This window comes from Mucilaginibacter sp. GW821-FHT07H05, from assembly GCF_059418485.1.
The window spans coordinates 173,710-194,419 of the sequence record NZ_JBWKPY010000001.1 but is presented as its reverse complement, the minus strand read 5'-3'; the positions used below and the strand labels follow the sequence as shown (position 1 = coordinate 194,419).

The 20,710-nt window shown below is 46.4% G+C and carries 17 protein-coding genes and 1 tRNA gene; 12 read left to right on the top strand and 6 right to left on the bottom strand.

The genetic code is table 11. The features are described from left to right. Positions 1 to 122: 122 nt before the first annotated feature. From AC07M6_RS00930 to AC07M6_RS00920, 3 genes are all read left to right on the top strand, one after another. Positions 123 to 344, top strand: coding sequence for a hypothetical protein (locus tag AC07M6_RS00930; RefSeq protein ID WP_494886798.1), 222 nt, complete (start codon positions 123 to 125; stop codon positions 342 to 344). Position 345: 1 nt separating this feature from the next. Next, the gene (locus AC07M6_RS00925) at positions 346 to 804 is read left to right on the top strand and encodes a type II toxin-antitoxin system VapC family toxin (RefSeq protein WP_494886797.1); all 459 of its coding nucleotides are present in this window, start codon (positions 346 to 348) and stop codon (positions 802 to 804) included. Between the two features lie 159 nt (positions 805 to 963). After that, the gene (locus AC07M6_RS00920; protein ID WP_494886795.1) at positions 964 to 3,291 is read left to right on the top strand and encodes a S9 family peptidase; all 2,328 of its coding nucleotides are present in this window, start codon (positions 964 to 966) and stop codon (positions 3,289 to 3,291) included. 233 nt (positions 3,292 to 3,524) lie between these two features. Here the strand turns inward: AC07M6_RS00920 and AC07M6_RS00915 are convergent, their stop codons facing one another. Further along, positions 3,525 to 4,094: a DUF1579 family protein gene (locus AC07M6_RS00915; protein ID WP_494886793.1), complete on the bottom strand. Its 570-nt coding sequence runs from the start codon at positions 4,092 to 4,094 to the stop codon at positions 3,525 to 3,527. A 123-nt stretch (positions 4,095 to 4,217) separates the two neighbouring features. On the opposite strand from AC07M6_RS00915, the gene AC07M6_RS00910 reads away from it, so the two are divergent. Then, positions 4,218 to 5,123, top strand: a complete 906-nt coding sequence (locus tag AC07M6_RS00910) for a helix-turn-helix domain-containing protein (RefSeq protein ID WP_494886792.1) — start codon at positions 4,218 to 4,220, stop codon at positions 5,121 to 5,123. A 3-nt stretch (positions 5,124 to 5,126) separates the two neighbouring features. Here AC07M6_RS00910 and AC07M6_RS00905 read toward each other — a convergent pair whose 3' ends face one another. Next, the gene (locus AC07M6_RS00905) at positions 5,127 to 6,770 is read right to left on the bottom strand and encodes an SMP-30/gluconolactonase/LRE family protein (RefSeq protein ID WP_494886790.1); all 1,644 of its coding nucleotides are present in this window, start codon (positions 6,768 to 6,770) and stop codon (positions 5,127 to 5,129) included. A gap of 115 nt (positions 6,771 to 6,885) precedes the next feature. Between AC07M6_RS00905 and AC07M6_RS00900 the strand changes: the two genes are divergently transcribed. After that, the gene (locus tag AC07M6_RS00900) at positions 6,886 to 8,010 is read left to right on the top strand and encodes a CofH family radical SAM protein (RefSeq protein WP_494886788.1); all 1,125 of its coding nucleotides are present in this window, start codon (positions 6,886 to 6,888) and stop codon (positions 8,008 to 8,010) included. 404 nt (positions 8,011 to 8,414) lie between these two features. Here the strand turns inward: AC07M6_RS00900 and obgE are convergent, their stop codons facing one another. The 4 genes from obgE to AC07M6_RS00880 form a co-directional block, all read right to left on the bottom strand. Beyond that, positions 8,415 to 9,449, bottom strand: coding sequence for a GTPase ObgE (obgE, locus tag AC07M6_RS00895; protein ID WP_494886786.1), 1,035 nt, complete (start codon positions 9,447 to 9,449; stop codon positions 8,415 to 8,417). A gap of 105 nt (positions 9,450 to 9,554) precedes the next feature. After that, entirely contained in the window at positions 9,555 to 10,127 is a 573-nt protein-coding gene (locus tag AC07M6_RS00890) for an adenylate kinase (protein ID WP_494886785.1), read from the bottom strand. A 120-nt stretch (positions 10,128 to 10,247) separates the two neighbouring features. After that, positions 10,248 to 10,321: transfer RNA gene (locus AC07M6_RS00885), tRNA-Arg, on the bottom strand. A gap of 107 nt (positions 10,322 to 10,428) precedes the next feature. Then, positions 10,429 to 10,890 carry a redoxin domain-containing protein gene (locus AC07M6_RS00880; protein ID WP_494886784.1) on the bottom strand — a complete coding sequence of 154 codons (462 nt, stop codon included), beginning with the start codon at positions 10,888 to 10,890 and terminating at the stop codon, positions 10,429 to 10,431. 143 nt (positions 10,891 to 11,033) lie between these two features. On the opposite strand from AC07M6_RS00880, the gene AC07M6_RS00875 reads away from it, so the two are divergent. The 7 genes from AC07M6_RS00875 to ilvN all read left to right on the top strand — a co-directional run bounded on the left by AC07M6_RS00875 (position 11,034) and on the right by ilvN (position 20,585). Then, entirely contained in the window at positions 11,034 to 12,014 is a 981-nt protein-coding gene (locus AC07M6_RS00875) for an NAD(P)H-quinone oxidoreductase (protein ID WP_494886783.1), read from the top strand. Positions 12,015 to 12,709: 695 nt separating this feature from the next. Further along, the gene (gene atpD / locus AC07M6_RS00870; RefSeq protein WP_494886781.1) at positions 12,710 to 14,215 is read left to right on the top strand and encodes a F0F1 ATP synthase subunit beta; all 1,506 of its coding nucleotides are present in this window, start codon (positions 12,710 to 12,712) and stop codon (positions 14,213 to 14,215) included. A 76-nt stretch (positions 14,216 to 14,291) separates the two neighbouring features. Then, on the top strand, positions 14,292 to 14,543 hold the full coding sequence (gene atpC / locus AC07M6_RS00865) for an ATP synthase F1 subunit epsilon (RefSeq protein WP_494886780.1): 252 nt from the start codon (positions 14,292 to 14,294) through the stop codon (positions 14,541 to 14,543). Positions 14,544 to 14,733: 190 nt separating this feature from the next. After that, on the top strand, positions 14,734 to 15,954 hold the full coding sequence (locus tag AC07M6_RS00860; RefSeq protein WP_494886779.1) for a discoidin domain-containing protein: 1,221 nt from the start codon (positions 14,734 to 14,736) through the stop codon (positions 15,952 to 15,954). 443 nt (positions 15,955 to 16,397) lie between these two features. Further along, a complete protein-coding gene (gene ilvD, locus AC07M6_RS00855; protein WP_494886778.1) occupies positions 16,398 to 18,101 on the top strand; it encodes a dihydroxy-acid dehydratase in 1,704 nt (567 codons plus the stop codon). 95 nt (positions 18,102 to 18,196) lie between these two features. Continuing rightward, positions 18,197 to 19,942 carry a biosynthetic-type acetolactate synthase large subunit gene (gene ilvB / locus AC07M6_RS00850; protein WP_494886776.1) on the top strand — a complete coding sequence of 582 codons (1,746 nt, stop codon included), beginning with the start codon at positions 18,197 to 18,199 and terminating at the stop codon, positions 19,940 to 19,942. Positions 19,943 to 19,979: 37 nt separating this feature from the next. Beyond that, a complete protein-coding gene (ilvN, locus tag AC07M6_RS00845) occupies positions 19,980 to 20,585 on the top strand; it encodes an acetolactate synthase small subunit (RefSeq protein WP_494886775.1) in 606 nt (201 codons plus the stop codon). Positions 20,586 to 20,710: the final 125 nt, after the last annotated feature.

The window sequence follows — 20,710 nt, the reverse complement described above, 5'->3', positions numbered from 1 at the left end:
TATCTGCACACCTGCACATTTATTCTTATCCGCACATTTGCATTTACTCATTTGCTTCTGGTACGCTATTATCAAATGGCAATTAATTCTTATCTTTGAATAAAACAAAAAGAAGGAGTAAAATGAAGCCTAATCATCAAACAACTAATCAGGATGCGTTAAAAACTCATTTTACCGTTTCACCTGAAGAAATTTTAGCAGCTGGTGGGGCAACAGCTTTTGGCATTCAAACAGGCAAAAATAGTGAGGAATTAAAAAAAGCACTTCGCAATACGCTTAAGCCGGAGCCCTTTACAAAAGAAGAATGGGATAGCCTTGTAACCCAGTTGGCGAACGATAAATAGAATGAATCTATTACTGGATACTAATATTCTCGTTTATATTATTCGGGCAAGTGATACGGATAGTGTTATAGATTATATTACACCCAGTGGAGCAAACCTATATATTTCTGTGGTATCCGAAGCCGAGATAAGATCGTTAGCCATTAGAAATAAATGGGGGGCAGCCCGATACCAGTTAATGGAGAATTTTTTGGGCACGGTTAATATAGTTGAGATCACACAATTATATGTTAATGCTTATTCCCAAATTGATGCCTACTCTCAAAGATTAAACCCCGGCTTTGACCAATACCCATTCGATACACCACGCAATATGGGGAAGAATGATTTATGGATAGCTTCGCTTGCAGCCTTACTGGGATTAGAGTTAGTAACTACTGATGCTGACTTTGACCATTTGCATAATGTATTTTTCCAGGTCAGAAAAATAAGTCCTGGCGACTTTCAGCGTTTCTTCTAATAATCTAAATCCCCACATTATTCTTATCTGCACATTTGCATATCCGCACATTTGCACATTCATTTCCCTATCATAAACGTTACTTGACATACCGTTAATTTCCGTTAACTTGCTGCTTTAATCCTATTCAAGCAACGTTAAACAGTTAACCTAATTAACATGAATAAATTTTTACTTACAGCACTTCCGCTGGCATTGGCTTTAAGCACACAAGCCCAACAGCCAAAAGCTTACACTGCAAAAGATTATGAACGTGCCGAAAGCCAGATGAGCGCGGCACTCAGTCCGCTGGTTAGCCGCAGCGGCATCCGCCCTAACTGGACGGCAGATGACCGTTTTTGGTATAAAGAAGATAGCAAATTTATCTTGTTCAACCCGGCTAAGGGCAGCAAATCCCCAGCTTTCGATCACGATAAACTGGCTGCAGCATTATCTACCGCAGCGGGTAAAAGCTATACTGCTGCTACCCTACCATTTGATGCGATTGTTTTTGCAGCAGATGGTAAAGGCGTGATCTTCCAGGCTGATGGCAAACAATGGAAATACGATGGCGGCAAAGTTGCTACCGATACTACCAAAGTACAATTCCCTGTTGCTGCAGGCGCAGGCTTTGCCGGTCGTGGCCGAGGCGGGCGCGGTGGCGGCCGTGGCGGTAACCCTAACGAAAACGTATCGCCCGATGGCAAAAAAGCCGCTTATATTAAAGATTTTAACCTTTGGGTACGCGATATGGCTACCAATAAGCAAACCCAACTAACTACCGATGGCGTAAAAAATAATGGTTATGCTACCGATAACGCCGGCTGGGCGCAAAGCGACAGGCCGATACTGGTATGGTCGCCCGATTCAAAAAAGATAGCCACTTTTCAGCAGGACGAGCGCGAGGTGAGCGATATGTACCTGGTGAATACCAAAGTAGGCGCCCCGGTGTTAAGGGCCTGGAAAAACCCGCTGCCGGGCGATAAAATTATACCGATGCTCAGGCGCGTGATCATTACCGTAGATAACCCTAAGGTACTAAGCCTGCAATGCGCGCCTGATCCGCACCGTTCTACCCTAAGTGACGACATTAAAGGCGGCGCCGGATGGGCAGACGTATACTGGAGCGATGATGCTACCAAGCTGGTTTTCGCGTCAACCAACCGCGACCACAAGCAGGAAAAAGTACGGATGGCCGATGCCGAAACCGGCGCCGTACGCGAAATATTTGAAGAAACCGTTAAAACGCAATTTGAATCGGGCTGGGCTGATGTTAACTGGCGCTACCTGAGCAAAACCAACGAGATCCTGTGGTTTTCTGAGCGCGATAACTGGGGCCACCTTTACCTGTACGATGCTGCAACAGGTGCCTTAAAAAACCAGATTGATAAAGGCGAATGGGTACAGGCCAGCCTGCAAAAGGTTGACGAAAAAAACCGGGTGATCTACTTTATGGCTAATGGTTTAGACCCTGAAAACCCTTACTTTGGCCGCCTGTGCAAAGTTGGTTTCGATGGCAAAGGCTTCACGGTGCTTACGCCGGGGCCAGGTAATCACCAGGCTTCGTTTTCACCTTCGGGCAATTATATTGTTGATACCTATTCTAAACCTGATGTACCGCCGGTAACCGTACTGCGCGATATGAAGGGCAAGCAGATCCTGGAGTTAGAAAAAACGGATGTATCTAAACTGGTTGCTACCGGCTGGAAACCCGTTACACCATTCTCGGTAAAAGCGCATGATGGCAAAACAGATGTATACGGACTGATGTGGCTGCCCCGCAACATGGATCCAAACAAAAAATACCCTGTTATTGATTATATCTATCCCGGGCCGCAGGGCGGCAGCGTTGGCAGCTGGAACTTCTCGGTTACCCGTGGCGATAACGGCGCGCTGGCCGAACTGGGTTTTATTGTGATTGAAATTGAAGGCACCAGCAACCCATATCGCTCAAAAAGCTTCCACGATATGGCTTACGGCAATATGGGCGATAACACCCTGGGCGACCAGGTAGCAGGGATAAAGGAACTGGCTAAAAAATACCCTATTGATTTGGACCGTGTAGGCATCTGGGGCCATTCGGGCGGTGGCTTTGCTACGGCCGGCGCCATGTTCCGTTACCCCGATTTTTTTAAGGTAGGCATAGCCGAATCGGGCAACCACGAAAACCTGAACTATGAGGATAACTGGGGCGAGCGTTACAACGGCCTGGTCAGCAATTCGGATTACCCGGCACAGGGCAATGAGAACATTGCCAAAAACCTGAAAGGCAAACTGATGCTGGTTCACGGTTTAATGGACAATAACGTACCGCCGCAAAACACTTTATTGGTAGCTGAAGCGTTGGAACGCGCCAATAAAAGTTTTGATCTGGTGATATTCCCTAACAGCGCGCATGGCTATGGTCAGCATTCGGCCTATATGATGCGCCGCCGCTGGGATTATTTTGTTAAAAACCTGTTAGGTGTTGAGCCGCCGCTGGATTACCAGATGAAATCGGGTTTTTAATACGTTTAAGAATTTTAAAAAAGGGGCGGGTGATTGATGATCACCCGCCCCTTTTTTGTTGATATGTAACGGGAATTGGGCTAAAGCCCCTATTGGTTAGTTCTGATATCCGTTGGCTGAAGCCAACGGCAATGAATGCTTTGAGCAGAGTTCCACATTCATTGCCGTCCCATTTATGGGACGGATTTAGATAAGATACTAAGCGGCTTTAGCCAAACCCTAATAAATAATGTCTACCTCCTCTTCACATACTCATACTGCACAGCCAGCCATTCGGGCCGGTCGGTTAGGCGCCAGTATTGGCGTACGATATCGTGCATATCATTTATTTTAGTGATCACATTGCGGGCGTAAACCGCTTGTCCGCGGCCCTGCATAGTTTGCCCGAAGCCCGGATGCGGAAAACTGGTGATATACGAGTTGATGGTGCTTGCATTACTGTCCTTATAAGTAAAATACATAATGCCTGCTGTAACCCGGGTATCTATCGATATATAATCCCAGCGGTTTTCGTTTTTATTATAAGCCAGGTCGCTAATGCGGCGAAAGGCTGCTGTTTTGGCATCCGGGCCGGGATACATGGCTTCGTTAATGCAGTAATCGCCTATCATTAACCGCTCGGCTACAATACCTTTAATCACCATTGGCTTGGCACCGGGTGTTATCTGCATGGTCATGGTAACGTCCCATTTGCCGGTCATTTTGTTTAACCGTACCGAAGCAGGATCATTGGACTGGGCAACTATATCTTGTACACTTATCAGGCAAAGCACTAATAAGGGCAAAAAAAGGATCTTTTTCATGGGATTTGTGTTTGGTATACTTACCTAACATCAGTACAAAAAATATGTTTGTTGATGCAAAGGGTACGCGGTTTAAATCGGACTGATCATTTTCCATATATTTGAATTTTGCAACACCTGGTTATGGAAGTTACCACACTCGAAGAGTTTTACAAGCAAACCGCCACCCTCATCCCCGAGGGGATCAACAAGGAGATCGGCCATTTCAATGTATTTAAGATTGCCGACATGGTGGCGCGCCATTCAAAAAAACAAACCATGCCCTATAACCGGCGGGCTTATTATAAGATCAGCTTTATCAGCGGGCGCAATAAGGCCGAGTATGCCGATAAGGTGATTGATATAGAAAAGAACGCGCTGCTGTTTGCCACACCAAAGATCCCCTATAACTATATCCCGCAGGATGATGACCAATCGGGCCTGTTCTGCATTTTCACCCACGATTTTTTAGTACAATCGAAAAGCGGCGTAATACTGGACGATCTGCCCATCTTTCAGCCGGGCGGCTACCCGGTTTTCCAGTTAACTGATGAAGCTGCCGAAGATATCGGACTTATATTCCATAAAATGTATAAAGAGCTGGCCTCTGATTATGCTTATAAATACGATCTGCTGCGCAATTATGTGCTGGAGTTGATCCATTACGGGCAAAAGCTGCAGCCGGCTACCGCTTTATACCCATCGCATACGGCCTCGGCACGGGTATCGTCCCTGTTTATTGAATTGCTGGAAAGACAGTTCCCTATCGAATCGCCAAACCAAAAGCTGGGCCTGCGTACCGCTAAGGATTACGCCGACCGGCTGGCCGTACATGTTAACCACCTGAACAAGGTACTTAAAGAAAATACCGGCAAAACCACTACCGATATCATCAGCAGCCGCATTGTGCAGGAAGCTAAGATCCTGCTTAAACAAACCGACTGGAATATCTCTGAAATTGCCTATTGCCTGGGTTTTGAGCAGGTCGCGCATTTCTCTAACTTTTTCCGCAAGCAAACACAACTGGCGCCGGTGGCATTCAGGGGCTGATCGCTATAACCTCGGCTTTGCCGGCTTTACGGGTGCATCAAAGCTATTTACCCCGCGCACTTTAAGCTTGCGCCTGTAGATCTTATCATCGCTTAGTACATATAATTCGTCAAAATTGGCGCCGCCAAAGCACAAACTGTGCGCATGGCCATCAGGAAGCGGGAAGATGGCATTTACCTTGCCAATTTGGTCTAACACCTGTACTCCCATATTAGTGGCTACATAAAGCCGTCCGCTGGTATCACATTGCATAGCGCTGGGCTCGGCATTATCTGCATTATCAGGCATGTAAAGCCAGCCCAGTTTCTGGCCGTCTGTTGGTGCCCCATCAGCCCCGATACGGTATATCCATATCCAGTGCGATGAAAAATCAGAGATATACAGCTGCGTTTGGTCGGGTGTCAGGGCCATGCCACCCGCATATCGTATCCAAAATTTTTGTGCCTGATTTTTACCCTGTGGGTGGGTACTTACCAATTTGCTATATCGGCCCAAACCTGTCACTATCCGATATTTACTGCCATCGTAGGCGGTAACACTTGCGCCATCGTTAAACTTGGGGATGCCGGTCTTTACCGTGCTCATCTTACCGTCTACCCCTATTTTACGTACGCGGTTGGCGCCATCCCACGCCCGTGCAAACACTTCGCCTGCCGGGTTAACCTGCAGGTTGCCAAACCTATCCACCTTTTCAGCTACCAGTTCCCAACCCTGGCCTGGGATGGTGATAGTTTTCAGCACATCATTTTTTGAAACTTCGGTAGTAACCGGCCGGGGATGATCTTTCCATAAAAACCGCATAGCCTGCGGGAAATAAGCAGTGGCCATTTTTCCGTTGTGCCCCCCTTCGCCATATATAGCCTGTACCTGGTAACCCGCAAATTTCAGCGACCGCTCCATCATTTCATTCGCTTTAAACCAATCGCCGGCATAGCTATTATTGTCGTTACTGCCATCCTGCAAAAACACGCGGATCGGTTTGGCTTCATATTTACGTATCAGCGATGGTAAACGATCTGCGCCGCGCAACCCAACATAGGTACCGATAGAACTAAACACTCTCGAAAAGGCATCAGGCCGCTCCCAGGCAGCGTTAAAGGCCGCTATGGCACCGCTGCTGCTGCCGCCAATACCGCGATCGGCTGCGCTGGTGGATAAACGTATCGCGCGGCCATCACTGGTTTTATGCTTTTCCACATCGGGGAGGATCTCTTCCAGTATAAAACGCACATAAGCATCACCCAAACCATCGTACTCAAAACTGCGGTTATAACGGTTAAGGGCAGTTTTTGCATCGGTGGCACGCACTTGTCCGGGTGTAACAAAAACACCGATGGTAACGGGCATTTCCTTACTGTTGATCAGGTTATCAAAAACGGTTGGCGCCTTAAACTGAATGCCGTCCTGGTTTACCCAAACGCAGGCTGGTTTAGCCGGATCATACTGTGCAGGCACATAAATGCTATACTCGCGCCAGGTGCCGGGGAATATTTTAGAACTATCGAAAGTAACTTTGATAATTTCCCCTTTGGGTACGCCGGCATGTTCAACCGAGGCCGGGTCTTCGGGATAATTTTCAACAGGTGCCTGGGCAAAAATACTGACGGGCATTAACAGAACCAGGAGGTATAAAAAGGTTTTGATCATGGTGAGGTATGCTTGGTTATTTAAATATAGTTATTCGGCCGTATATCAGTCAATTCAATTGTCAATTCTTTCATAAACCAGCACATTGCATTTAAATAGTATGTACTTTTGTGATATGAATACGGCAGACCTATTGCAGCGCGCCCTCAACTTCGAGTTTTTAAGTATCGAAGAAGGCGTACACTTATATCACCATGCATCAACCCCCGAACTGGTTTATGTAGCTAACGAGCTGCGTAAGATACAGGTGCCGCATGGCAAAGTAACCTGGCAGATAGACCGCAACGTAAACACCACCAACGTTTGCATTGCCAACTGCAAGTTCTGCAATTTCTTCCGTCGTCCCGGTCACGAGGATAGCTATATTACCGATATCGAGACCTACAAAAAGAAGATCGAGGAAACCTTCCGCTTTGGTGGCGACCAGTTGCTGTTACAGGGCGGCCATCACCCCGATCTGGGTTTGAAATTCTATGCCGATCTGTTCAGGGAACTAAAACAGCTATACCCAACCCTTAAATTACACTCATTAGGTCCGCCGGAGATTGCACACGTGGCTAAGCTGGAGGGCATGAGCCATTATGATGTGCTGAAAGCCCTGAAAGAAGCCGGGCTGGATTCGCTCCCGGGTGCAGGCGCCGAGATACTGAATGACCGCGTACGCCGGTTGATATCAAAAGGCAAATGCGGCGGTAAGGAATGGCTGGATGTAATGCGTGCTGCCCACCAACTGAACCTGCCATCATCTGCCACCATGATGTTTGGCCATGTAGAAACCATTGAGGAGCGTTTTGAGCACCTGGTATGGATCCGCGAGGTACAGTCTGAGAAACCGGAAGGGCATTATGGCTTTATCGCCTTTATTCCATGGCCTTTCCAGGATGATGGGACGTTGTTGCGTAAAGTACGCGGCATCACCAATAACGTAACCGGCGACGAATATATCCGTATGATTGCCTTAAGCCGTATGATGCTGCCTAATATTAAAAACATACAGGCATCGTGGTTAACGGTAGGCAAGCAGGTGGCACAAATGTGCCTGCACGCCGGCGCTAACGATTTCGGGTCGATCATGATCGAGGAAAACGTAGTATCAGCCGCGGGGGCCCCTCACCGCTTTACCGCGCAGGGCATCCAGAACGCTATTAAAGAAGCCGGTTTTGAGCCGCAGTTACGTACGCAAAAATATGTGTGGCGTGATACCCCTGCGGAGTTGGAAGAGCAGGTGATTAATTATTAGAGGATAGTCCGGAAGTCGGAAAGAATAAGCACTTGTCATTGCGAGGTACGAAGCAATCGCGAACTATGCGTAACCGCTCTTTGGGTGTGCGATTGCTTCGTACCTCGCAATGACAAACTGGTTTTAAACGAGCAAAGCGATTGGTTTCCAATCGCTTTGCTCGTTTATCATCACCGCCAGTTCAAGCGTCCACGCTTGAACTCATATTCTGACTAAGCGTCCACGCTTAATTTAAACGTGAGCGTGGACGCTCACCTTCATATACATTCAAGCGTGGACGCTTGAATGGGCAGTAAGAGTCTTACATGATTGACCTTAATTCCGATGATTGCTTCGTACCTCGCAATGACGTGGTGGCTAAAAACAAGAAAAGCGATTGGTTCCCAATCGCTTTTCTTGTTTTATTATTCTTCCGTACTTCCCGGCTCTCCGACTTTCGGACTTGAGTTTATCTCCGCCCAAAGCAGATCCTTTAATTCGGTGATGCCTTTTTGGGCTACAGATGATATAAACACTGACGGGATATCTGTTGGCACTTCTGCCTTCATTTCCTGTTGCAGTTCATCATCCAGCAAATCGCCTTTGGTTATGGCCAGGATGCGGGGTTTGTGGATCAGTTCGGGATTGTATTCTTCCAGTTCTTTTAGCAAGATCTGGTATTCTTCTTTTATCGTACGGTTGGTATCAGCCGGAACCATAAACAACAGCACCGAGTTACGTTCGATATGGCGCAGAAAGCGGATCCCCAAACCCTTACCTTGCGATGCACCCTCGATAATGCCCGGGATATCGGCCATTACAAACGAGCGATTGTTACGATAGGCCACAATGCCCAAATTAGGCACCAGTGTGGTGAAAGCGTAGTCAGCTATCTCGGGCTTGGCAGCCGAAACCACCGACAGCAGGGTTGATTTACCCGCGTTAGGGAAACCTACCAAACCTACATCGGCCAGTAATTTCAGCTCCAGGATGTTCCAGTCTTCCTTACCTTCTTCGCCGGGCTGGGCATAACGTGGGGTTTGATGGGTTGGCGATTTAAAGTGCCAGTTACCCAGGCCGCCGCGGCCGCCGTTAGTTAATATCCGGGTTTCGCCATCTTTAGTGATCTCAAATAGCACTTCGCCCGTCTCCGCGTCTTTGGCAATAGTACCCAGGGGTACTTCCAGTATTTCGTCGCGGCCTGTTTTGCCGGTGCTTAAGCTGCTGCTGCCGGGGTCGCCATCACCGGCTATTACGTGTTTGCGGAATTTAAGGTGGAGCAATGTCCATAACTGGGCATTACCTTTTACTATTACGTGACCACCGCGACCGCCATCGCCACCATCGGGGCCACCTTTACTGGTTAGCTTATCGCGATGCAAGTGTGCCGAACCACCGCCACCCTTACCCGAACGGCAGCAGATCTTTACGTAATCAACAAAATTTGAACCCTGGGACATAGTTTTATTTTTAAGACCGGAAGTCTGTAAGACCGAAAGTCCGAAAGCGAGAAGTAAAACCTCCTACTTTCGGACTTCCCGACTTGCCGACTTTCGGACTAATAATTAATAAGCCGCTATAACGCCGGCTATCGCATCAAATATTTCGTTGATGGAGCCTATACCATTAATGCTTTTAAACTTGTTTTGTTTTTTATAGAAATCAGCTACCGGCGCTGTCTTATTATTATATTCAACAATGCGTTTGCGGATCACCTCCGGGTTAGCATCATCCGGGCGGCCTGACTCTTTACCGCGCAATAATAAACGATGCTCTAACTCATCATCATTTACTTCAAGCGCTATCATACCCGAAATCTGCTCCGATTTACTTTTCAACAGGTTATCCAATGCTTCAGCCTGCGCCACAGTACGCGGGAAACCGTCAAAAATAAAGCCCTTAGCATCCTTATTGGTATCCAGCTTATTGCTGATCATACCGATAACAACCTCATCTGGTACCAATTTGCCGTCGTCCATCAGCTTTTTAGCTTCCATACCTAAGGCCGTGCCTTGCGATATTTCGCCACGCAGCAAATCGCCTGTCGACAGGTGTATCAAACCATATTTTTCAATAAGTTTTTGAGATTGAGTACCTTTACCGGCCCCGGGCGGACCAAACAATACTAAGTTCAGCATCCTTTGATTTAAAGTTAAAAGCCTTTCGGTACAATACAGAAAGGCTTAGTTGAGTTTTGAGTCGGAAGTACAAAGTCATAAGTAAAGGGGCTTAGGACTATAAACTAAAGACTTAATTTGTGCACTTGTAGGGATTCGAACCCCAAACCTTCTCATCCGTAGTGAGATGCTCTATCCAATTGAGCTACAAGTGCGATAAAATTCTGTTAAAAGAACCTTTTCCGTTTAAAGCATCGCTGCCTTTTTTAACGGACTGCAAAAATAGAATAATTTTGCAGTCCGTTGAAATATTTTTTGAAATTTACTTAACCTTTTCGGCAATTGCTTCAAAATCAGGCAAATCGCCTGCCGATTCCAGCACTTCAGCGTAAATTACTTTATGATCTTCGTCTAAAACAAAGGCCGCGCGTTTAGATACACCCTTCATCCCCATCACAAATTCGGCATAAATAGCGCCGTAGGCGGTTGAAACTTCCTTATTAAAATCAGACAGTAAGGGGAACTGGTAATTATTTTCGGCCTTAAATTTAGCCAGTACAAAAGGCGAATCGACAGATATGCCCAATATTTGCGCGTTCAGGCCATCATAATAACCAAAGCTATCGCGCATGGTACATAGCTGAGTGGTGCAAACACCGGTAAAAGCTAATGGAAAAAAATGGATCACTACCTTTTTGCCTGCAAAATCGGCTAAGGATACGGGTTTAATCTCGTCGGATGTTAAAGTAAATTCGGGTGCCTGCTGGCCTAATTGGATGCTCATATTGATGAATTTATAGCTATTAATTTTACGCAAATAAAGCAACAGCAATTGATACTAAACTGTTTTACAATTCAATTTTACATTCTTATGGCTTCATCATCTGTTTATTAAAACTTACCTTTAAACACTGCGGTTTATTAAATATGAAAGCCATTATCATTACCCAACCCGGCGGGCCGGAAGTTTTACAAATAGCTGAACGGCCGCAACCCAGTCCGTCGGCAGGCGAAGTATTAATAAAGGTATCAGCGGCAGGCATTAACCGGCCTGATGTGGCGCAACGCAAGGGCAGCTATCCCCCACCGCCGGGCGCTCCGCAGGATATCCCGGGACTGGAGGTAGCCGGTGTTATTGAAGCGATTGGTAATGATGTTACCCGCTGGAAAATCGGCGACCGGGTTTGCGCGCTGGTGATCGGCGGCGGCTATGCCGAATATTGCGTAGCGCCCGAAGGCCAATGCCTGCCGGTACCGCCTAACCTGAACTTTATTGAAGCCGCATCCCTGCCCGAAACCTTTTTTACAGTGTGGAGTAACGTGTTCGACCGCGCTAACCTGCAACCGGGCGAAAGCCTGCTGGTACATGGCGGCAGCAGCGGCATTGGGGTAACTGCCATACAAATGGCCAAAGCGTTAGGTAATACTGTTTATGCAACCGCGGGCAGCGATGACAAATGCGCTTTTTGCGAAAACCTGGGTGCAGCTAAAGCCATCAATTATAAAACGCAAAACTTTACGGAAGAACTTGGCCAGTTAACCAATGGCAAAGGTGTTGATGTAATACTGGACATGATAGGCGGCGATTATACACCCGGCAACCTGCAATGCCTGGCCAATGAAGGACGACTGGTGATGATTAACAGCATGAAAGGTAAAAACGTGGAGGTTGACCTGTCCGTTGTGATGCGTAAGCGGCTGGTGATCACCGGATCGATGCTGCGCAGCCGCGATGTGGCATTTAAAAGCGCCATTGCCCGAAAACTGGAAGAACATATTTGGCCTTTGTTAGCATCGGGCAAGATAAAGCCGGTTATTTATAAGGTGTTTGAAGCTGATGATGCGGCTAAGGCGCATGAGTTGATGGAAAGCAGTGAACATATTGGGAAAATAGTGCTGAGAGTTTGATTTAGCACCAACTGCTCAACCCAAACCCGATTGACGGGAAAGCTTTTGTATGTGTGGGCCTGTGGCGGGGGCAAAACTTGGACAGAAAGCGGGACTACAGCTGCCATGAAATGCTGAACGTTGGTTTTCCAAAACATTGACTTATTGCGGCAAAAAAAGGCCGTTTTCAGGGTTAACACGATAAAAAATCAAACTATTGATTATCAATAATTTAAGTCGAATAATGCCTGAATTGTGTTAAGTTGTGTTAACCCTGTTTTTGGTTTATAAGTGGGATTTGGATAATTGGCGAAAGCCCTCGCTACACATATATTTGTCGACAGGCTACCCATGACAGATCGAGCGCATGGTGTCATGCTGAGCCTGTCGAAGCATGGTGGGCAGGCCACCGCATGCACCCTTCGACAAGCTCAGGGTGACAGCCCCTCTCTGTCATCCAACCTTCAAAATCCCGCACCCCTCGATAACAGGGTGACACCCTCCCGTACTGCTCGCTGGTTGGTTTGGCATTATGTAAATTACATGATGTAAATATTAAATATATACTACAATATCACCCCCGCATATTTTTCATACAAAAATTTTAAAACAGGTGTTTTTTTATCGTATAAAAAATTTAACTTTGCACCACTAAAATAGCACCCTTTAAACAGGGCGCCAACATTTAACAAAATACTTTAAATACCAGGTTATTTATGCCCAATATTGGAAAAATATCTCAGATCATCGGTCCGGTAGTTGACGTTAGCTTTGCTGACGACGCTCACCTGCCACGCATCTTTGACGCCTTGGAGATTACCAAGGACAACGGACAAAAAATTATTCTTGAAGTTCAGCAGCATTTAGGTGAAGACCGTGTACGTGCGGTAGCGATGGACTCGACAGACGGTTTACTACGCGGTATGCCGGTTGTTGACTTAGAAACCGCTATTACCATGCCTGTTGGCGATTCAATTAAAGGCCGTGTATTTAATGTGGTTGGCGACCCGATTGATGGTTTAGCTACCCTTGATAAAACTGGTGGCCGCCCTATCCACAATCAACCTCCGCGTTTTGAGGACCTGTCAACCGAGTCTGAAGTACTGTTTACCGGTATTAAGGTGATCGATTTGTTAGAGCCTTATGCAAAAGGTGGTAAAATTGGTTTGTTTGGTGGTGCCGGTGTGGGTAAAACTGTACTGATCCAGGAACTGATCAACAACATTGCTAAAGCATACTCTGGTTTATCGGTATTTGCTGGTGTTGGCGAGCGTACACGTGAAGGTAATGACCTTTTGCGTGAGATGCTTGAATCGGGCATTATTAAATACGGTGATGCCTTTATGCACTCGATGGAAGAAGGTGGCTGGGATTTAAGCAAAGTTGATATGGAAGAAATGAAGGAATCGAAAGCGACCTTCGTATTCGGACAAATGAACGAGCCTCCTGGTGCACGTGCACGTGTGGCTTTATCAGGTTTAACCCTGGCGGAATATTTCCGTGATGGTGATGCTGAAGGTAAAGGCCGCGATATCCTGTTCTTTATTGATAACATTTTCCGTTTCACCCAGGCAGGTTCTGAAGTATCGGCGTTGTTAGGCCGTATGCCTTCGGCGGTAGGTTACCAGCCAACCCTGGCTACCGAAATGGGTATGATGCAGGAACGTATCACTTCAACCAAACGTGGTTCAATTACATCTGTACAGGCCGTTTACGTACCTGCGGATGACTTGACCGACCCTGCACCGGCAACAACATTTGCCCACTTAGATGCTACTACTGTACTTTCACGTAAAATTGCCGAGTTGGGTATCTATCCTGCGGTGGATCCACTGGATTCAACCTCACGGATCCTGAGCGCTGCCATTTTGGGTGATGAGCACTATAATACCGCGCAACGTGTAAAAGAAATTCTGCAACGTTACAAAGAGTTACAGGATATCATCGCGATTTTGGGTATGGACGAGCTTTCTGAAGAAGATAAGCTGACCGTATCACGCGCACGCCGTGTACAACGTTTCCTTTCGCAGCCATTCCACGTGGCCGAGCAGTTCACCGGTTTAAAAGGTGTATTGGTTGACATTAAAGAAACCATTAAAGGTTTCAACATGATTATGGATGGCGAAGTTGACGAGTATCCTGAAGCAGCCTTTAACTTGGTAGGCAGCATTGAAGATGCTATTGAAAAAGGTAAAAAACTGTTAGCGGAAGCTAATTCTTAAATAGTCGAAAGTCTTGAGTCTAAAGTCCTAAGTAATGTGACTTTAGACTTAAGACTTCGGACTTTAGACTTACAAAATGACATTAGAAATCCTAACTCCCGATAAAAAAGTATTCGAAGGCGAAGTGAATTCGATCACCTTGCCGGGTACTATGGGATCATTTGAAATACTGAACCACCACGCCCCTATCATCTCTACTTTAGAAGATGGTAAGCTGATCGTTCGTGGTGCAGGCAAAACCGAAGATGTTTTTTTAATACATGGCGGCGTTGTGGAAGCATCTAACAACAAAGTGATTGTATTGGTTGAAGGGATAACCCACAGATAAGAAAGGAATATCTTTTAAGATTTTGAAAGCCTCTGATGAAAATCAGGGGCTTTTTTATTGGGTTATTATTGCCGCGCTTAAGGCAAATTGCATATTAGTTAATATCACATACTATTAATCCAATATTGAGGACAAAACGATGGTGATAATTTAATTATTTGGTACTACCACTAACCAATAATCTACCATCATGAAAAAACTGTTTATTGCCTTATGTATCTTATCGTGCTTTTTATCCTGTAAAAAGAAAAAAACAGAAGAGCCCCCGCCTGTAATTACGCCTGTAGTCACCGTGCCTGAAGTACAGGGGAAAATTCTTTGGGACGGCAACCCCACAATTGGTAATAGTATATGGAAAGTTGCTTCAAATATTGAGGGCGAAGGTACTATCAGCACCGTAAGCGACCCAACTTATAGCATGGTATGGAAATTTGCCAAACCATTGGGCAGTCACCGTACCGAATCACACGCGGCAAAGGGTTTCCAGGCGCAGGAAGGTGATGATATTTATATAGGCTGGCGCTGCAAAATTAGTATGCCGCCTAACATTAATACTAATGCCGTGTTTCAATGGAAGGCTTATGGCAACGATATGCAGCAAAACTTCCCTATCATTATCAGCACAACTACCGGCGGCGATATCCACCTGATGCATTATGCACCCGGGCAAATTGGTACCGAATTATGGAAAACTCCGCTGAAAATAAACGCCTGGAACCGCTTTGTATTGAGGCTTAAAATATCCCGGGATGGTACCGTTGGCTTTATTGAATTTTGGTACAACGATGAAAAGCAGACGCTTAAAAACGGCTCGCAACGTTATTACGGCCGCACGCTGGATGCGGAATACTGCGACCCCAAATGGGGCGTATATGGCGGCGATGCGCAACTGATTACCAATTATGTAGGCGGCCTAAAGATCGCTACTACTTACGATTTGGTAAAACCTGAGAAACTGACCGAACCTACACCCGACCCTCCTCCTGCCCCGGCCACTGCGCCGGTTGACCCCGAAAGCATTACGCTATTTAAAACCATTACCGCCAGCAGCGAGTTAAGCGCCGCTAAGGGAGCGGCCGCGGTGGATGATGACCTGGATACTTACTGGCAACCCGCAGCCAGCGACCGTACCGACCTGAACATCTGGCTAAGTGCCGACCTGGGTTCGGCTAAAGACTTTAACGCGATGCGGGTGTTCTGGAATAGGGCCGATGTAATTGCCAAATACCAGCTATTCTATTCGGATGATGGCATTACCTGGAAACTGGCTTACGAAAAAACAAAGAGTTTCAGCACGATTGAAAAAAGCACCTTCCCTAAAGTAACAGCCCGATATGTTAAACTGAACATCACTTTAACAGAAGACGGATCAAACCTGACCACTGCCGAGTGGCGCATTTTTCTGGAATAAAACGGAAGTGATTTTGAAATCCCCTGATCTTCGTCAGGGGATTTTTTATGATGACCAACGTTTTATTTGCGAAAAATATTTCGTGAAATATTTTCGCACGGCATCCATTTCACGCCGAATTTCGACCCTTTGCTATGCGTGCATACAATTCATACCGAATACCGATTTTAACTTTGGTATAAATCAATAAATTTTATATATCGATGTAATAAACTATTAACAAATATAATTTTGATTAATTTAATTATACGATATTATATTCTTATTTAAAATAATCGTTTTTTAGTATTGACTAACCAAGCCCATCTGCCTACCTTACAGATATACAAATTATAACAAAACCCGGCCGCCCCGATTGTACAACCCATCCGTATAAAACGGTTTTACTGTACAATTAAAAACAGGCGGCAGCATTATAAAATATAAAGCGCATATACCCAAAAATGAACCATACAGAAACCCTTGAGGCAGTAGAATTAAACAAGTATAGCAAAACGCTTACGCAAGACCCTACCCAACCTGCAGCGCAGGCCATGTTATACGGCATTGGGCTAACCGATGACGACATGAAAAAAGCGCAGGTAGGTGTAGCCAGTATGGGTTACGATGGCAATACCTGCAACATGCACCTGAACGATTTGGCCGCAATTGTTAAAAAAGGTATCTGGACTGAAGATTTGGTAGGACTGATCTTCCACACCATTGGTGTGAGTGATGGTATGAGCAACGGCACCGAGGGTATGCGCTACTCGTTAGTGAGCCGCGATGTTATTGCCGATTCGATTGAAGCCGTTTGCGGCGCGCAGTATTATGATGCGGTTATCGCCCTGCCGGGTTGTGATAAAAACATGCCAGGCTCTATCATGGCTATGGGCCGGTTAAACCGCCCATCTATTATGGTATACGGCGGTACAATTAAACCCGGCCATTATAAAGGCGAGGATTTGAACATCGTCTCAGCATTTGAGGCCTTGGGTAAAAAGATAGCCGGTACCATTTCTCCTGAAGATTTTATGGGCGTGGTGAAAAACGCTTGTCCAAGCGCGGGTGCCTGCGGTGGTATTTATACCGCGAACACTATGGCTGCGGCTATCGAGGCTTTGGGTATGAGTTTGCCCTACTCGTCGTCAAACCCGGCATTAAGTGATGAGAAAAAGGCCGAATGCCTGGCAGCAGGTAAGGCCATTAAGATATTATTAGAAAAAGACATTAAACCATCGGACATTATGACCCGCGAGGCGTTCGAGAACGCGATGGTGGTAATTATGGTATTGGGCGGATCAACCAACGCGGTGCTGCACATGATAGCTATGGCTAAAAGTGTAGATGTAAAATTATCGCAGGATGATTTCCAAACCGTAAGTAACCGCATCCCCGTTTTGGCCGATATGAAGCCAAGTGGTAAGTATATGATGGAAGACCTGCACAAGGTTGGCGGCGTACCTGCTGTAATGAAATATCTGCTTAAAAAAGGCATGCTTCATGGCGATTGCTTAACCGTTACCGGTAAAACCATAGCCGAAAATCTTGCAGACGTCCCGGAAATGGATTTCGATACCCAAAAGATCATTTTACCGGTAGAGAGCCCGATAAAAGCCACCGGCCACCTGCAAATATTGTACGGCAATTTAGCCGAAGGCGGCAGTGTAGCCAAAATTAGCGGAAAAGAGGGCGAGAAATTTGAAGGCCCTGCCCGTGTGTTTGATGGCGAGTTTGCACTGATTGATGGTATTATGAGCGGCCGAGTCAAAGCCGGTGATGTGGTCGTGATCCGCAATGTGGGTCCTAAAGGCGCGCCGGGGATGCCCGAAATGCTGAAACCAACATCGGCCATATTTGGCGCGGGTTTAGGTAGTTCGGTAGCGTTAATTACCGACGGGCGTTTTAGCGGCGGCACCCACGGTTTTGTGGTTGGCCACATCACCCCCGAAGCGTATAACGGCGGTACAATAGGCCTGGTTAAAGACGAAGACCGTATTGAGATTGATGCCACAACAAACAGCATCAACCTGATGATCAGCGACGAAGAACTGGCAACACGTAAAGCAGCCTGGCAACAACCGGCGCTAAGGGTTACCAAAGGTTTATTATATCGCTATGCAAAAAACGTTACATCCGCCGCCGAAGGTTGTGTAACGGATGAGTAAGCCCCCTTACCCCCTGAAGGGGGAATAGGAAATTAACAAAATAGATAACCAATGCCCTCCCCCTTTAGGGGCCGGTGGGCAAAACATAAAGAAACATGGAAGTAGCACAACAAGAAATCGGTGAAATCACAAAACAATCGGTGAAATCATTTGAAGAAGTTTCAGGATCGGTAGCCTTATTAGAAGCGCTGATTGTTGAAGGTGTGGATACCATTTTTGGCTACCCAGGTGGTGCCATTATGCCCATATACGATGCCTTGTTTGATTACAAGGAAAAACTGAACCACATATTAGTCCGCCACGAGCAGGGCGGCATCCACGCCGGCCAGGGCTATGCCCGTACATCGGGCAAAGTGGGTGTGGTATTTGCTACGAGCGGCCCCGGCGCTACCAATTTGGTGACCGGCTTAGCCGATGCGCAAATTGATAGCACACCTTTGGTTTGTATCACCGGCCAGGTGTTTGCGCACCTATTGGGTACCGATGCTTTCCAGGAAACGGATGTGATTAACATTACTACCCCCGTTACCAAATGGAACTACCAGGTTACCGATGCTAACGAGTTACCCGAAGTAATTGCCAAGGCGTTTTACATTGCCCGCAGCGGTCGACCCGGCCCTGTGCTGATTGACATTACCAAGAATGCGCAGATCCAAAAATTCAAATTTGAAGGTTATACGCCTTGCAACCATATCCGCAGCTACAGGCCAAAACCTATCGTTCGCCCTGAATATATTAAACAAGCTGCTGAACTGATTAACAGCGCTAAAAAACCATTCATCCTGTTTGGGCAGGGTGTGATATTAGGTAGCGCAGAGCAGGAGTTTAAAGCATTTGTTGAGAAAAGCGGCATCCCCGCAGCCTGGACAGTTTTAGGTGCCGGCGCTATCCCAACCGGCCATCCGTTAAACGTAGGTATGCTGGGTATGCACGGCAACTACGGACCAAACGTATTGACAAACGAGTGCGATGTACTGATCGCTATCGGGATGCGTTTCGACGACCGGGTAACCGGCCGCTTAGATAAATACGCCAAACAGGCTAAGGTTGTCCATTTAGATATTGACCCGGCCGAGATCGACAAAAACGTAAAATCAACGGTACCCGTTTGGGGCGATTGCAAGGAAACTTTACCACTGTTAACGGCACTTATCCAACCGAATGATCATTCGGCCTGGGTACAAAAATTTGCTGAGTACGCTGAAAAAGAAGTTGAAGCTGTAATTCACCAGGAATTAAACCCCACCAGTGGCGAAATGACCATGGGCGAGGTAATTAACCAATTGAACAAATTAACCAACGGCGATGCGGTTATTGTGACCGACGTAGGCCAGCACCAAATGGTGGCCTGCCGCTACGCTACACTTAATAAAACCCGCAGCAACGTAACCAGCGGTGGTTTAGGCACCATGGGCTTTGCCCTGCCAGCTGCCATAGGCGCTAAATTTGGCGCGCAGGACCGTACCGTAGTAGCTGTTATTGGCGATGGCGGTTTCCAGATGACACTGCAGGAATTAGGCACCATTATGCAATCAGGCATTGATGTAAAGATTATGATCCTGAACAACCGTTTCCTGGGTATGGTACGCCAGTGGCAGGAGTTATTTAACGAGCGCCGTTACTCTTTCGTTGATATTCAAAGTCCCGATTTTGTGATGGTGGCTAAAGGCTACGGCATTGCCGGCAAGTGTATATCTGAACGGGAAGACCTGCAAAGCGCGTTGAAAGAAATGCTGGATCATAAAGGATCGTACCTGCTGGAAGTAATGGTAACTAAAGAGAATAATGTATTCCCAATGGTACCGCAAGGTTGCAGCGTAAGCGAGATCAGGTTAAAGTAAAAGCCCCTGCCCCTAAAGGGGTTCAAAACAAAGCAAAATGGATAATCAACAAGATATCAAACAGGAATTTAACATTACGGTGTATACAGAGAACCAGATTGGTTTGCTGAACCGTATTGCCATCATATTCACCCGCCGTAAGATCAATATCGACAGCCTGAACACTTCTCCGTCGGAGATAGATAAAATTCACCGCTTCAATATCGTGATCACTGAATCGGAAGAGGTGGTACGCAAAATATCGCGCCAGATTGAAAAACAGGTGGAAGTATTAAAAGTATACTACCACACCAATGCCGATGTAATTTGGCAGGAACTGGCCCTTTACAAAGTATCAACAGACGTAATTGCCGAGCAGGTAAGTGTGGAACGTTTACTACGCGAAAACGGCGCCCGTGCGGTAGTAATCCGTAAAGATTATACCGTATTTGAAACCACCGGCCACCGCGAAGAAACCGACGCGCTGATCAAAATTCTGCAGCCTTACGGACTGATAGAGTTTGTGCGCAGCGCCCGGGTAGCTATTATTAAAGATAGCGATGGCTTTAACTCTAAACTCCGCGAGTTTGAGCGTTTAGAACCGGGTGAAGATGTGATAGAGAACGAGTATTTAAACCAGGGGCAAAAGGTGTTTACGATGTAAAGCCCCCGCCCCCTAAAGGGGGAGTTAATGTGCAAATGCGTGAATATGCAGATGTGCAAATGAGAAATAAATTAGTAATAACAACATAAAACAATAAAAAAATCATCGGTGAAATCACAAAACAT